At 50.4% G+C, this 15,257-nt stretch carries 14 protein-coding genes; 7 read left to right on the top strand and 7 right to left on the bottom strand.

Annotated features, from left to right (window positions below; all coding sequences use genetic code 11):
- Positions 1-226 precede the first annotated feature (226 nt).
- The 5 genes from tesB (at position 227) to LAT77_RS01265 (ending at position 6,428) form a co-directional block, all read left to right on the top strand.
- The gene (tesB, locus tag LAT77_RS01245; RefSeq protein ID WP_290562717.1) at positions 227-1,087 is read left to right on the top strand and encodes an acyl-CoA thioesterase II; all 861 of its coding nucleotides are present in this window, start codon (positions 227-229) and stop codon (positions 1,085-1,087) included.
- A gap of 66 nt (positions 1,088-1,153) precedes the next feature.
- Positions 1,154-1,879, top strand: coding sequence for an ABC transporter ATP-binding protein (locus LAT77_RS01250; protein WP_290562718.1), 726 nt, complete (start codon positions 1,154-1,156; stop codon positions 1,877-1,879).
- Positions 1,873-4,230: an FtsX-like permease family protein gene (locus LAT77_RS01255; RefSeq protein WP_290562719.1), complete on the top strand. Its 2,358-nt coding sequence runs from the start codon at positions 1,873-1,875 to the stop codon at positions 4,228-4,230. Before LAT77_RS01250 ends, LAT77_RS01255 begins: the two co-directional genes overlap by 7 nt.
- A 22-nt stretch (positions 4,231-4,252) precedes the next feature.
- Positions 4,253-5,464, top strand: coding sequence for an efflux RND transporter periplasmic adaptor subunit (locus LAT77_RS01260; protein ID WP_290562720.1), 1,212 nt, complete (start codon positions 4,253-4,255; stop codon positions 5,462-5,464).
- 61 nt (positions 5,465-5,525) lie between these two features.
- Entirely contained in the window at positions 5,526-6,428 is a 903-nt protein-coding gene (locus tag LAT77_RS01265; protein WP_290562721.1) for a DUF1028 domain-containing protein, read from the top strand.
- On the opposite strand, the gene LAT77_RS01270 is transcribed toward LAT77_RS01265, so the two are convergent.
- Positions 6,417-7,382: a hypothetical protein gene (locus LAT77_RS01270; protein WP_290562722.1), complete on the bottom strand. Its 966-nt coding sequence runs from the start codon at positions 7,380-7,382 to the stop codon at positions 6,417-6,419. The two genes, LAT77_RS01265 and LAT77_RS01270, sit on opposite strands and share 12 nt — an antisense overlap.
- Positions 7,383-7,439: 57 nt before the next feature.
- Between LAT77_RS01270 and LAT77_RS01275 the strand changes: the two genes are divergently transcribed.
- Positions 7,440-8,384 (top strand): phospholipase A, encoded by a 945-nt coding sequence (locus LAT77_RS01275; protein ID WP_290562723.1) that lies wholly within the window; start codon positions 7,440-7,442, stop codon positions 8,382-8,384.
- Positions 8,385-8,419: 35 nt separating this feature from the next.
- Here the strand turns inward: LAT77_RS01275 and LAT77_RS01280 are convergent, their stop codons facing one another.
- From LAT77_RS01280 to LAT77_RS01295, 4 genes are all read right to left on the bottom strand, one after another.
- Positions 8,420-9,355, bottom strand: coding sequence for a M14 family metallocarboxypeptidase (locus LAT77_RS01280; protein WP_290562724.1), 936 nt, complete (start codon positions 9,353-9,355; stop codon positions 8,420-8,422).
- An 88-nt stretch (positions 9,356-9,443) separates the two neighbouring features.
- Positions 9,444-10,202 carry an SDR family NAD(P)-dependent oxidoreductase gene (locus LAT77_RS01285; protein ID WP_290562725.1) on the bottom strand — a complete coding sequence of 253 codons (759 nt, stop codon included), beginning with the start codon at positions 10,200-10,202 and terminating at the stop codon, positions 9,444-9,446.
- A gap of 113 nt (positions 10,203-10,315) precedes the next feature.
- A complete protein-coding gene (gene ppiC / locus LAT77_RS01290) occupies positions 10,316-10,594 on the bottom strand; it encodes a peptidylprolyl isomerase PpiC (RefSeq protein ID WP_290562726.1) in 279 nt (92 codons plus the stop codon).
- 25 nt (positions 10,595-10,619) lie between these two features.
- A complete protein-coding gene (locus tag LAT77_RS01295) occupies positions 10,620-11,147 on the bottom strand; it encodes a phosphatase PAP2 family protein (RefSeq protein WP_290562727.1) in 528 nt (175 codons plus the stop codon).
- Positions 11,148-11,330: 183 nt separating this feature from the next.
- Between LAT77_RS01295 and LAT77_RS01300 the strand changes: the two genes are divergently transcribed.
- Positions 11,331-11,969, top strand: coding sequence for a hypothetical protein (locus tag LAT77_RS01300; protein WP_290562728.1), 639 nt, complete (start codon positions 11,331-11,333; stop codon positions 11,967-11,969).
- Positions 11,970-11,987: 18 nt separating this feature from the next.
- Here the strand turns inward: LAT77_RS01300 and LAT77_RS01305 are convergent.
- Both LAT77_RS01305 and LAT77_RS01310 read right to left on the bottom strand, forming a co-directional pair.
- A protein-coding gene (locus tag LAT77_RS01305; RefSeq protein ID WP_290562729.1) for an IS3 family transposase occupies positions 11,988-13,549 on the bottom strand; the annotation gives its coding sequence in 2 pieces (ribosomal slippage) (positions 11,988-13,099 and positions 13,099-13,549; 1,563 coding nt in all).
- A gap of 104 nt (positions 13,550-13,653) precedes the next feature.
- Positions 13,654-15,237, bottom strand: a complete 1,584-nt coding sequence (locus LAT77_RS01310; protein ID WP_290562730.1) for an IS66 family transposase — start codon at positions 15,235-15,237, stop codon at positions 13,654-13,656.
- Positions 15,238-15,257 lie beyond the last annotated feature (20 nt).

Genomic DNA, 15,257 nt, shown 5'->3' on the forward strand with positions numbered 1-15,257 from the left:
GGAACACGCGCGCACGAGACGGAAGACGAATACATGATTCATTACTCTAAGCTTGGGCTGTTTTTGTTAAAATTCAAGGAATAGTCACTATATACGCAGAGAATACCGACAAAAGATTCCCCTTGTGGGAGGAAAACGATCGCGTTTTAGTGTTTAATGTTTGCCGTCGTCCTGAATACTGAGCTGACGACACGCTGTGAACGATTAATTTTTTTAGGAGTTATCGATGAGTCAGGTGCTCGACGATCTATTGAATTTGTTACATTTAGAGCCTATCGAACAGGGAATCTATCGCGGTCAAAGCCAAGATTTGGGATTCGCCGCTGTGTTTGGCGGTCAAGTCATGGGACAGGCCCTCTCTGCAGCGAAACAAACCATTCCAGAAGATCGTGCCGTGCATTCGTTCCATAGTTACTTTCTCCGCCCTGGTGACGCCCATAAGCCGATTGTCTATGACGTTGAAAATATTCGCGACGGCAAAAGTTTTTCAACGCGCCGAGTCAAAGCCATTCAATTTGGTAAGCCTATTTTTCACATGACGGCGTCATTTCATGCCCCCGAGCAAGGCGCTGAACATCAATGTGCAATGCCCGTCGTACCAGGGCCGGAAGGTTTAGTTTCGGATTTGGATATTTATCGCGAACATGCGGAATTAATTCCAGCGCCGATTCGCAATAAATTTATCAGTGAAAAGCCGATCATGATGCGTTTTGTCACCGAATATAACCCGTTTAAGCCAGAACCCTGCGAGCCCGTTCGCTATGTTTGGCTAAAATCAAATGGCACCTTGCCTGATGACCAACGCGTCCACCAATATTTGTTAGCCTATGCGTCCGACTTTAACTTTTTGCCGACGTCAATGCAGCCGCACGGGAAAACCTTTGCAGACCCGAAAATTCAAATGGCGACAAATGACCACGCCATGTGGTTTCATCGCCCGTTTCGAATGGACGACTGGTTGCTTTACGCCATTGACAGCCCAACCGCCCAAGGCGCTCGTGGCTTAGTTCGCGGGCAAATTTTTAACCGTGATGGTGTTCTTGTCGCATCGACCATGCAGGAAGGTTTAATTCGCGAAAGAGCTTGATCAATAACAAGAAATGTTTTCAATACTGTGCCAGACTAATACTCAACTATTAGCCTGGCATTTTTTATGAACGACAAAAATTCTCCAGCCAAAATCGTCTTCAGTGCGCGCGGTCTGACGAAAACCTATCAAATGGGTGACGTTGAGATTCATGCACTACGTGGCGTTGATCTTGATCTGCATGCGGGTGAACTGGTGGTTTTACTCGGTGCATCAGGCTCTGGTAAGTCCACGCTGCTCAACATTCTCGGTGGGCTTGATACGGCCAGTAGCGGTGACGTTCGTTATCAGTCAACCCATCTGACCGGTATCTCTGACCGAGAATTGACGCGTTTTCGGCGTCAACATGTGGGCTTCGTCTTTCAATTTTATAACCTCATTCCGAGTTTAACTGCCCGTGAAAATGTAGCGATCGTCACAGAAATAGCGGACAACCCAATGACGCCGGAAGAGGCGCTTGAACTCGTCGGTCTAGGCTCACGTCTGGATCATTTCCCGGCGCAACTCTCCGGCGGTGAACAACAGCGTGTGGCGATTGCTCGTGCCATTGCCAAACGACCAGCTGTGCTCATGTGCGACGAGCCGACCGGTGCACTCGATTCAAAAACCGGGGTGCGTGTTCTCGAAGTTATTCAAAAAATTAATCAAGAACTGGGAACGACAACGGCAGTTATTACGCACAACGAAGTGATCGGTGATATGGCGGATCGGGTCATTCGCCTGTCCGATGGGCAAGTCGCTTCCATTCACCACAACCAGCAACGTAAATCACCACAGGAGCTCTCGTGGTAGTCTCCGCACTGCACCGTAAACTTTGGCGCGAATGCCGACAAATGGCCGGGCAACTGCTTGCCATTGCTCTTGTCATCGCCGCCGGCGTAATGGTGCTGGTAATTAGTGTCAGCACTCGACAATCGATTTTATTGTCACAACACGAGTTTTATCAGCAAAACCACTTTGCGGATGTCTTCGCTGAAGTCACCCGAGCGCCGAACGATCTCTTACCGTCGATTGCCGCATTACCCGGTGTGAATATAACTGAATCGCGTATTCGCGCCGGCGCGCGCTTTCAGCTCGAGCACTTTCCCGATCCGATACAAGGCGAAATTTTGTCGTTACCCGACTATGCTCCGGAACTACTCAACCGGTTACATTTTCTTGCGGGAGGTCCGCCAACACCTGGGGCTGGGCACGAGATCGTGGTCAGTGCCCCCTTTGCCGAGGCGCATGGTCTCAACGTCGGCGATACCGTTACAGCGATACTGAATGGGCGCATGCAGCCACTTAGCATTAGCGGCGTGGCGTTATCACCTGAGTTCATTTACCAACTTGGACCCGGCTCCATTATGCCGGATTACGAACGTTTTGGCGTATTCTGGATGAGTCGACAAGCGTTAGCAGCCGCATTTGACATGGATGGCGCATTCAATAGCGTCTCGCTTTCACTGCAAGTAAACGCTGACCACCAACACATTATTGCCGAGCTCGATCACCGACTCGGCCGCTATGGTAGCCGCGGAGCTTACACCCGTGATGACCACTTATCCCATCGTTTCATTAGTGAAGAACTCGCCCAACTGCGGGTTATGGCCATTGTACTACCGACTATCTTTATTGGTGTTGCCGCGTTCCTATTGAACGTTTTATTAACACGCATTATCCAAACGCAGAAACAGTCGATCGCGCTCTTGAAAGCCTTTGGCTATGGCCGTTGGTATATTATTACCCACTACCTACAAATGACCGCGATGGTTTTGCTCGCCGGCTTAATCGCCGGTGTATTGCTTGGCGTTGTGGTTGCTGAACCACTCGCGCAACTCTATGCCATTTATTTTCGCTTTCCCGAATTTCGTTTTGCGTTACAACTCGAATCCTTGGTCGTTGCCATTCTATTCACCGCCCTCGCTGGCGTTTTAGCAACGTTTCGTGCTGCCTCGAACGCTGCGAAAATGGCGCCAGCAGAGGCCATGCGGCCACCGAGCCCCGCCCGTTATCAACGGACGTTTCTCGATCATCCGCGCATTGTAAATTGGTGGCAGCAACCCACGCGCATTATGCTGCGCAATCTTCGCCGGCATCCATTTCGCTCGATTATTTCGGTGTTGGGTATCGCTCTTAGCGGCGGTTTGCTCTTGCTCGGTAGTTATCAATTCAATGCCATTGATCACATGCTCATCCAACAGTATCGACATCATCACTTGATGGATTTGGAACTTACCTTCGCCGAACCCCGTCCACTGCGTAGCGTATCGACCCTGAAGGCAATTCCCGGTATCACCTATGTCGAAGGATTTCGGCAGGTCCCTGTTTCACTGCAACATAACCGCAAATCATGGCGACTTTTATTACTTGGGCTACCCGAATCAAGTGAACTGCGCAGAATCAGTCAGTCCCCCGCGCAACTGCCAGCCGATGGCGTGGCGATTTCGCAGTATCTCGCTGCCGATCTCGAACTCGAAGCCGGTGACAGGATTGAATTGACCCTACTCATTGGACGGCAGCAGCAATTTAGCTTACCTATTGTACAAATTGTCGAGGAACCAATGGGGTTGGGTCTGTATATGCATAAAGACGCCCTTAATCGACTGTTAATGGAGCAGGATACCTTGTCCGGTGCTTGGGTGTTATACGATAAAAGCCAAGCTGAACAGGTCTTTAATGCGCTCCACCAGCTTCCTTATGTCGCTTCGATTGGCCAAATTAGTCGCGCCGAAGCCGATATTCGCTTTTATATTGATAGTACGATGCTCGGTATCATGACCGTGATGTTTCTTTTAGCGGGGTCAATGACCTTTGCGGTGATCTACAATAATGCTCGGATTATGTTCGCAGAACGACAACGTGAGCTCGCATCATTACGCGTGCTGGGTTTTCACAAAATTGAAGTAGCCAAAATTCTCTTAGGTGAATTAGCCCTACTTATCGCACTAGCCATTCCTGTGGGCTGGGCGATTGGTGTTTCCTTTGCTTGGTTACTCACCCAAGCCCTAAGTATGGATTTATTTCGCATTCCATTCGTCCTGAGTAGCCAAAGTTTTGCTTTGAGTGCACTGGGTGTATGTCTCGCAGCGGCTTTTTCAATGCTGTTGATGCTACGAAAGATCTGGCGACTCGATATGATTCAAGCGCTCAAAACCGAATAAGGTGTTGCATTGAGGATTGATTATGACTTCTAAAAACAACAACCAGCACAAACGTCCCGTCGCTTTGGTAACGGTTATCGTGTTGCTCATTCTATTCTTCAGCTGGATGCTTAGACCGAAAGCGGAGCAGGTACAAATGTCCACCGTATCGTTTGGACATTTTGCCGAAACGATTCGAGAAGAAGGACGCACGCATTTACACGACACATACAATGTCGCAGTGCCCATTCATGGTTTTCTGCGTCGCGTCACCATTAATGCCGGAGATATGGTTGTCGCTGGCCAGCCTTTATTTCACATCGAGCCCTTGCCTACACCTGCGCTTGATGCGCGCAGTCGTGAACAAGCTCGAGAAGCCATGGTTGCGGCGCGCGCTCTGGTTGAGGCAGCGCAGGCCGAACTAGAAAATCGCCAAGCCGATGTACGCTATGCAGAGAATGAGTTAAACCGCTTCCGGCAACTCGCCGACGAAGGTGCCGTTTCTGTAACCGAGCTCGACCGCGCCCAAATTCAATTGCTTCGAGCGCAAGCCAGCGAACGCTCAGCCCGCGCAAGTCTTGGCGCCAGTCAGGCGGAGCTTGAAAACGCACGCTTGGTGCTGGCCATTACCGAAGGAACACGGAGCAGCACCGAAACCGAGGCATTAGCGATTCCCTCGCCCATTGACGGTGTTGTGTTACGCCGCTTTCGTTGCTGTGAAGGGGTCGTCAGTGCTGGCGAAGCGATTGTCGAGCTAGGCGATTTAAGCGATCTTGAAGTGCGTATCGACCTCTTGTCACAAGACGCCGTGCGCGTACAACCGGGTATGCGCGTCGAGATTCATCGCTGGGGTGGTGATGACACATTAGTTGCCCGTATTCGTCTCGTCGACCCAGCCGGATTCACCAAAGTATCGGCCCTAGGGATTGATGAACAGCGCGTGTCTGCCTACGCAACGTTAGAGTCGCCACCAGAGCAGTGGCAACGCTTGGGCGAAGGCTTTCGCGTCGAGGCTGAAATTGTCATTTGGGAGGACGATGAAACCACTTTTGTGCCGATTAGTGCCCTGTTTCGTATCAGTGACCGGTGGCATGTATTCACGGTGGTCGACGGTCGCGCCCAGTTGGTTGCCGTTGAAGTCGGACGGCGAAGTGGTATCGTTCAAAAAATTCTGAGTGGCGTCGAGCCCGGAACGCAGATCGTGAATCATCCTCCCGCCAGCCTGCAAGACGGCGATCGTGTTCGGGCACTATGAATTTGGACGACCATGCGAAACTTGCTAAGCTGTCCGTTCGCAACAATAAGGAGTTCTGATTGTGTCTAATCTTCCGGGAAGGATTGCGACTTTTACGCTTGCTGCTCGCGAGCCAGAGACCAACACTTGGGCGATTCTTACGGCCTCAAACTATTTGGCCGTCGGCGCCCTCGTGCCATGGATTGACTGTAAAGCTGGCTTAGTCGTCTCGCAATCCTTTGCCAATCCAGACGCAGCAGGCGCTGCGCTGGAAGCCATGCGCCAAGGACAAACATCGACGCAAGCCTTGGACGTGTTTTTAAGTGGCGATCCGATTGCCAGCAAGCGTCAAGTCGCATTGATGGATCTTACCGGAGAAGCGACTATTTTTAATGGTCCTGAGTGCACCAACGAAGTCGAAAGTATACAAGGAAATGACTTTTTAGTTCTCGGTAACATGCTCAAAGCGGGCACCTGCGAACAGGTTGCAGAAACCTACAGCGCCAGTCGACGTGCGGGTTATGAAATCGGTGATGCCATGCTTAAAGCGATGATCGCGGGGCAACAAGCAGGTGGCGACAAACGCGGTAAACTTGCCGCAGCATTGCTAATCAAGCGTCCTAACGCGGGCTACCTCGGCAGCTCTGACACACTTGTCGACTTACGGGTCGACGCCCACCCTCGTCCACTGTTGCAGTTACGCGACTTATATAGTTTATTTAAATTATACAACCCGCAGCAATTTGACTTACACATGGTTGCACTCGATGACCTCGAAAGCCATCAATTACAATTGCTCTTTGCAATTCTTGGACAGCTCAACAAACACCAAATTGCCTTGGACATTAACGACACGGCAACCATTAAAAATATCCTCGCTGACCATAATCTGAGTTCTAACTTTGACCCTGACAATCAGCGTGTGAGTCAGATCTTGTTAAGTGAAGGCCATGCCCTCATGCGACTATTAACCTCACCGCTTTGAGAATGTCCCAGAACGCTTTTGGGCGGCACGGCGCTGGCGCCGATTCAATTTGCCGTTTTCGAAATCTTGCCAATTCTCGACAATAAACTGGTCTTTCTCGCGGACAAAGCGCGTTCGCATCGCTGGCAGCGAATCAGGAGAAAGTGCTTCAGGAATTTCGTAGCACTTCATTTCATAAAAATGCGACTGAATATCCGGAACCTCGCCGCGAGCAAGGATATACAATTCGCAAAAATCGCCCGCTTTGGTATCTAAAATAAACTTTCGTTCCGGTGTATTCACTTGAATTTTGCCGCCCTCTTGAATCGCGACGGAGACACCTTCATTGCGTGGCATGCCCATCGGGTTACCTTTAATTTTGACGCGGAAACGACTCGGGACGTAGTTATAAGGTAAGGGATAAAAGGCATCACCGTTCAGCGGAATTTCAAAGGTATTCATCGGATAGAGCTTGTCTGAAGCATTTTCTCGACATTGTTCATAGGTACGCAGAAAGGCCGAAAACTGCAGATTAATGAGACGTAAGGACGACGAGATATAAAAGTGAACATTTATAAATTGCTCGCCATTTTCTTCAAACGTGTCACAACAGCTTCGAAAAACAATATTATCACGCTTCAGGACAAAGAACTTGTAGACCACGATACCCAAAAATATTGCCGGCGACAATAATGATAACGTCGCCAAAAAGGCACGAATATTCTGATACATAAAGCGATCAGGAAGCGTCCACGTCGGCTCTTTTCCAAACAGCTCGGTGTAAAGATAATAAAAGTAATTGACGAACTCAGCCGGTTGTCGCGTAATTACAATTAAGGCCAAGGCCAACGTGAGCGCAATTGCTGCATTGATACCGACATAAACGACGGTCAGGTGCAGGATCGACTTACTTGCGATATATTGGCGAATCTTAAAGTTTTTGCGCGGATGCACTGGTTTTTTAAATAATTTCATGGCTATTTTTATAGTTATCAATGCAAATAGCCCTTAACCCTATCGGATTTTCTTACTATGCGCCAATTTAGTCACGTTTATTTGTCGAGTCTTGTGTGTTTTCTCTCTCTGTCCGGGGTTGCCCTCGGCGAGCCAGGAGGGGACGACAATGAGCATCCGGAGCTGTCAACGATCTCGGTAGACGATGCGCTCACTCGATTTTGGGAACTAACCCCAGAATCAAAACGTGGCACATTCCGCGTCAGCACATTTGAACCTAATTTTATTTTACCCCTGCACTACACGTCGTCGATCAACAACGCGCCGGTTAGCCCTACACTCGGACCGACTGAGCCGAATGACACTTATAAAAACAATGAAATTAAGTTGCAGCTTTCGCTGAGAACCAAGTTGTTTGAAGACTTTCTCTTACCGAATGCAGATATTTGGGCCGCCTACACCCAAGTCTCAATGTGGCAAGCCTACAATAAGCGAGATTCACGACCGTTTCGCAGCACCAACCATCGCCCAGAAATTTTTTATGTGGTGCCGATGCAACCAAATTGGACACCATTACCCGGCGATGTCGAGTTGCGTTTTGTTCAAGTCGGTTTAGCCCACGAGTCTAATGGTCAAAGCGACCCTCTCTCCCGCAGTTGGAACTATGTGTATGGCGGAGCAACCGCTCAATGGCGTGAGTTGATGATTGAAGGAACCTACAAACAACGAATTAATGAGAAGCTTGAAGATAACGATAATCCAGATTTAATCCGCTACCGTGGCAACGTTGAAGTGCGGGTTTCATGGCTACCCGGGCGGTCGACCGCAAGTGTCACTCGACGCGCACGCGAGCTCTCACAACAACGCGGCTCTTGGCAGTTTGACTACACCTACCCTTTAACCCAACAAGCCGATGGTTTGCGTCTTTATCTGCAAGTGTTTTCCGGCTATGGGGAAACCATGCTCGATTACAACCACCGGCAAAATCGGATTGGGATTGGATTCTTGCTACTTAACTTTTAGCGATTGCACCAAAATGGTGCAATCGCTTATCAAAACTAGGCGATCCCATCCAGCGCAAACTTCAGTGCTCCTTCAACGGCAGCAACTTGCGCTTGAATACAGGCCTCCGGCGTTGCATTGGCACTGTCTGGGTACACTTCCGTCGTCGTCACATAGCGGGCATTCGACAGACCCATGCACAACCCAGCACCCTTGCCGTCATAAAGAATCACGCCATGGTCAGCGAGTGGCTCGCCGATAATGCGGCCACTGTCGTCAGCGTCAGCGATGTGTGTCACCTGTTTCACTTGAGCGATAATCGCTCGTTGGAAATCAAGTTCCGGCTTGTTGGCGTCGCCGACTAAATAAAAACCGTCAGGAATATTCCAATTGTCATTCACAGTGCCTTTCAGTGCCGCTAACGCCGGTCGAAACTCACTGTTGTCTGTGTCCGTTGTTTCATGTAAATCAATATGTAGTAATAACTGGTCAGTAACGTCAGCCACAGCTTGCATCAACAGGCCAGACTCGGCAGCAGGCGCAACAGGCTGCAAGAACGACCGGTTCGGGTCAACTGCATGTGGGTTCCAACGATTAATCGTTTCATAACCCCAAGGACTTAAACACGGCGCCACGATCACATTACAAAAATCTTCAAAATAGGCAGCGCGAGTCTCGAGAAAACGCAAGGCACCGTGGACTCCACTGGTCTCATAGCCGTGTACGCCACCGGTGACTAATATCGTCGGTAACTGGTCATTCCAAGACTTCGTTTTCACGAGATACAGTGGGTAATTGCGGCCAACTTTTTCCGCATAGGCGAGTTCACCATACTGTTCGACGGAAAAGTCCTGACGAAGTTGTTCAATACGAGTTACCACATCATCAAAGTAGCTACGCTTGACCGTTTGTTCTGCCAGCCACTGTTGCTTCTCAGCATCGCCCCATGGCTCACCGAGTGTACCGATATGATAACGAAAAGATTCAGACATGAAGACCTCAGTTGGTTAGTTAGTTTACACATCATGCGTGTCGGCAAATCATAACAAACCAACGAGGTCCTTGGCGAATTTCATGCGCCTAGCGCGCTACCATGCCACCATCGACCGCGAGTGCTTGGCCGGTGATAAAGCCAGATTGCGGTAACGACATAAAAACAATGGTGTCAGCAACTTCAGCGACGGTGCCCATCCGGTTCATCGGATGAAACGCAGCATAAGCCGCTTCAGTTTCTGGATCTTGCTTGGTGACACGGTCAACCATGTCTGTTTTGATCACGCCCGGGCAAATCGCGTTGACGCGAATATTGCGCTCCGCGTATTCGACCGCAACTGAACGGGTGATCTGCACCACAGCTCCCTTTGATGCACAATAAGGTGCCATTGACGGGAAGCCGACGAGACCTGCAATCGATGCAAGATTCACAATCGCACCTTGACCATGCGGTAGCATTAACTTGATTTGTTCTTGCATACAGACAAACAAGCCGCGCACATTAATCGTCATCACCCGGTCATAGGTTTCCATGTCCATTTCATGGGTTTCTGCTTGCTTACCTTCAATGCCAGCATTGTTACAGGCATAATCGAGCCGTCCCCATTTGTCGCCGACACGTTGATGAAACTGACGAACCGCAGATTCGTCGGCGACATCATGGACGTCACTGAGAACTTCAACACCCAATGCTGCGATTTCTTGCGCAACTGCCGACAACTTATCAGCTTGAACATCACTGATCGCCAGATGACAACCTGCTTTTGCATACGCAAGTGCCGTCGCTCTGCCGATACCGGCAGCGGCTCCTGTCACTAATGCAACAGGTTTATTTGCTAGGCCCATACCTTCCACCACTTGTGTGATTTTTAATCAGTATAACAAGCGTCCGGTATATACTTTTGATTTACCGCAAGGAAGTACGCGATCAATTGTCGCGTCAGAGCAGACGACTGGATTTAACTGCGGTAAAGCGTTTTGATCAGATGATAACCAAACTGAGTTTTTACCGGGCCATGTACGGTGAGAATCGGCTTTTTGAAAACGACATTATCAAACGCTTTAACCATTTGGCCCGGACGAAATTCACCAAGGTCGCCGCCGCGCTTGGCCGACGGGCAAATCGAGTACTTCTTGGCCAACTCATGAAAGTTTGCACCTGCATCAAGCTGTTTCTTTAACTGCTCCGCCTGCTCTTTGGTCTTTACCAAAATATGCACTGCTGCTGCTTTGGCCATGAATGAACTCCTTGAAAAGCTGTGATTAAAAACGGCGCGTTAACTGTAAACCGACACTGCCATACTGAGCCGTTGGCGTCAGTTGAAAGCCATGAATCGGCTCTGCAAAGTAGTAGCTACTCAAAAAGCCGATAAGTGCACCAGCAACGACATCCGTCGTATCATGTTTGTCGCTATCCACCCGCGTATAACCAATATAAGTTGCGAGGGCATACGCCGGTGCACCATAGGCCCAACCATAGCGGCGCTGAATAAATGCGGCGCCTTGGAAGGCCATGGACGCGTGTCCAGATGGAAACGCGTCGTTGTCCGAACCATCCGGGCGCTGCTTATTCACCACTTGTTTCAACGCATAAGTACTCACCACTGTGGTGGCAAAACTGTAGTAGAACTGTCGCGTCCCTTCATCGTCCTGAGCATACTTGCTCATACCCCAAGCAGCTGCCGGCAGCGCAACGCGCAGAATGTCACCAGCAGTCTCAGATGCTTGAACTGTTGAAACAGTGGTTGAACACAACGACAAAGCCAGCAAAATCCGCAGAGACTTGCCCATGGCAACACCTTCCTTTTCGAACCCAATTGTTTAATTTTCGCTATTGTTGCGCAAAGCCTTTGGCATGCCAAACAGTTTCAGCGGCTTAGGTCAAAAAACTCCAAGCTATAACCATTTGCGATTGATCAAAGTAGCGGCAACCGCTGTAATAGCAGTCCATTGAAAATTTATTCAGAGGCCGCGATGAAACCGATAGTGATCATTCATGAAAATGAAGAATGGCTCGTTCCATTACGAGACGCATTCAAACAACGTGGCGTGACGGCCACCGAGTGGTTTCTTGACACTGGTGTTGTGCCGTTTAGCCAGCAACCAGAAGACGCGGTGTATTATAATCGCATGAGTGCGTCCTCTCACACGCGTGGTCACCGCTTCGCCCCAGAGCTAACCAAAGCCACACTAACTTGGTTAGAAAGCGCCGAGCGAACCGTCGTTAACGGCCCCCATGTGCTTGCCTTAGAAATCTGCAAACTCTCCCAATACGCCACACTACAGCGAGCTGGACTACGCGTACCGAAAACCCACGCAGTTGTTGGTAAACAGCACCTTGTTCAAGCGGCACAAGACTTTAACCATTGGCCACTCATCGTTAAACCCAATCGCGGTGGTAAAGGACTCGGTGTACAACGCTTCAATGACAGCGCTGAACTTGAAGCTTACCTGCAACGGAGTGACATCGACGAGCCGCTTGATGGTCTTTGGTTATTGCAAGAATACATCCAAGCCAAACAACCGGTGATCACTCGTGCCGAATTCGTTGGCCAACAATTCATTTATACCGTGCAAGTAAATACCGAAGCCGGCCGGTGTTTTTCAAGCTAGTTGTCACCATCAGGCCGTTTAAGCCGCCTGTTTTTGCTGCTGTTTAATCTGCTCTTTTGCCGGGTTAAGGGTGGTTGGCCCAACCGGCGTGCAGTTTCGAACCTGGCGTTTTCCCCAGCGAACTGAGTGTCTTGCTTTCGCCGCTTCCATCACTGACTTGCGCGCTGCCAATATAGCTTTGTCCTGACCTGTATGCCGTTGCTCTGGCGTCACGAAGCGCAGCTTGCTGTATTTGTGCTCGTAGTTGTACCAGCGCGCGAATTTCAATACCCACTGCCGTGCTTCATCAAGGCTTTTAAATCCCGCTGACGGCCACTCAGGGCGGTATTTGCAAGTTCTAAACAGCGACTCAGCGAACGGGTTGTCATTGCTGACGCGTGGCCTGTTGTACAAGGTCTTAACACCTAGTTCATAGGCTTTCTCGCGCATCGTTTGCGCTTTCATCGGCGCACCATTGTCTGAGTGCAGCACCAGGCCGCTATGGGCGCACTGTTCAACTAACAACGTGCGTTGCAGGAGCTCTGCTGCCAACTCGCCAGACTCTTCTGCGTAGACTTCCCAGCCGACGATTTTGCGGCTGTATAAATCTTCCAGCATGTACAGGTAAAAGAACTGACCCCGTACATTGCTGGGTAAATAGGTGATGTCCCAGCAGAACACCTGACGCGGCCCTGTAGCCGTGAACGTCTCTGGCGCTTTTGCGACCCGAGGTGAAAGACTGTGGCCGCGATGCTGCAACTGTCCGTGCTGTTTCAGCACCCGGTAATACGTGGACTCAGAGCCATAATAAAAGCCATCATCCAGCAACGCCGGTACAATTTGCGTTGGCGGTAAACTGGCGAAGCGACTTTCATTGCACACATCCAGAATGATCTGTTGCTCGTGCTCGCTAAGCTTATTCAGCGGCGCTGGACGTATTGCCTCAGGGCGTTTATCAGCAGTTACTTTGCCACCGCGATACCAGCGTTTATACGTGCGCAGGCTGATGCCAACTTCGTCACAGGCAAGCTGTAATCGAGCACCCGTTTGATTCGCTTCACGTATCCACGACACATATTGAATGCGCTGTGAGACCGAGGTCAATCGTCCTCGTCGTCGTTCTCCCAGAGCGCATCCAGCTTTTTTCTGAGTACCAATAAAGCTGCAGTTTCAGCTAAGGCTTTTTCTTTTTCGCGCAGCTCCCGTTTGAGCTGCTTAATCTCTTTGCGGTCAGTTTCGCGCTGACGCTTGGCTTCGAGTTCTTGCTCGCGTGAGCTGGCAAAACCTTTGAGTGAGTCGGCTTTCCAGGCTTTCACCTGTTCAACGTAAAGCCTCCGCTCACGGCAGTACTCACTGAGCTCGGCTTCACTCATGGAGCCGGTTTCAATCACGGTCGCAAGCTTCGCTTCAGCGGACCATTGTTCGGGTGTTGACTTGTTTCCTGGCACTGGACGACCCTGTTCTCTGGCTTTGTTACGCCAATTATAAAGGGTTTGTTCGCCAATGCCTTCCGTTCGTGCAATTTCTGCGATGGTCATGTTCAACGGCGGCATCATTTTACTTAAGATCGATTGCTTACGTTCTTCTGAATAGCGTGGCACTATTAAGCCCTAACGTAAGCGTCGCTAGTAGCACACGTTGATCGTGGTTTTGTTCTAAGGTGGATCAGTTTTGTTGGCCATTCGACCGATCAAGATAATTGACGCTAGACCGAGATTTTGATGTTCCAAGGCAACAGGTGATCGATATCATCGCCGTCTTTGATAAGTGGCCACTGCTCAAACAGGCTCATCAGGTAGTCAATCGGTTGCAGGTCATTGGCTTTGGCGGTTTCGACCAGGCTGTAGAGCACCGCACTGGCATCGGCACCGCCATGGGTGTTCGCGAACAGCCAGGCTTTGCGGCCTATCACGAACGGTTTGATGGCGCGCTCGGCGCGGTTGTTGTCGATGTTGATGCGCCCGTCGGTTAAGTACACTTGCAGTTTTGACCACTGGTTTAGGGTGTATTGCACGGCTTTGCCGAGCACACTGATCGGTGGCACTTGGGTAAGCTGGGCATCAAGCCATTCTTTGAAGCTATTCATCACCTTTGTCGATTCAGTTTGTCGTGCCTGTAAGCGCTCGTCCGCTGACTTACTGGCCATCAGACGCTCAACGCGGTACAGCTTCTGGATATACTTAATCGCGACATCGGGGCGGCCGGTTTTCTTTTTGCCTTGCACGGTTTTAGCATCCACGAACTTACGTCGGGCATGTGCCCAGCAACCTGCAAGTTTGGCCTCGGTTTGCTCATAGTCTTGATAGCCATCTACTTGCAAGGGCCCGCGATAGCCTTGCAGGAAGTCTTTCGGGTGTACGCCGGCACGGCCATCCTGGTAGTCATAGAGCTCGATGTTGGGTAATGGTGAGGTACTATCAGGTGGCGGTTTATCACCGCCACAGCCATACACCCACATGTAGGATTTGCTTTTCTCCGACTGGATGACTTTAAGTGTCGTCTCATCTGCCCATAGCACCGGCTGTTGCACTAAGATATCGTGCAGGCACTGGTACAGCGGCTCAAGCTTTTGGCTCACGGCCACCAACCAACGGCTCATGGTCTGGCGGCTGATGTCCGCACCGAACTGCTTGAACATGGTTTCTTGGCGGTACAGCGGCAAGCCATACTGGAACTTGGCCGTGATGATTTGAGCGAGCAGGCTTGGCGTAGCAATGCTCTTGGGCAGCATGCTCGGTGGCATCGGTGCCTGCTTAATCTTCGTCTCGGTTCCGTGTTGCTCGCAGGTGCGGCAGCTGTACTTCGGCCGTACATGGCGAATCACCTGCACCTTGGCAGGAATAAAATCGAGCTTTTCGCTGACATCCTCGCCCATGCGATGCATGTCGGTGCCGCAGCACTCGCAGGTTTTCTCTTCATCGCTGATATCGTGGATAACGTCTTTGCGCGGCAGTGAGGCATCTAAACGGGCACGGCGGCCAACTTTGCGCGTGTAAGCAATGTGCTGCTCGGCAGCCACTTCATCCGCGTCAGGGTTGAGGATGTCTTCGATTTCGTTGAACAGGTCGCCCTGACCAGGCAAGCCTTCTGAACTGGCAGCAAAGCGTTTCTTGAGCTCTAATTGCCATTTTTCCAATAGCTGATAAAAGTCACGCTTCCAGCGCTCGCCTTCTTGCTGCAAGCGAGCCGTCTCAGCCTGCTGCTCAAGCCGCTGATTCTGTAGTTCAAGCACCATCGCTTTGAGTGCTTCAACGTCATCTGGAAGTGTGTTGGTATCAAGCTTTTTCATACGGCTATTATACCGCAACA

The sequence above is a fragment of the Aliidiomarina sp. genome, assembly GCF_022565475.1.
GTDB lineage: Bacteria > Pseudomonadota > Gammaproteobacteria > Enterobacterales > Alteromonadaceae > Aliidiomarina.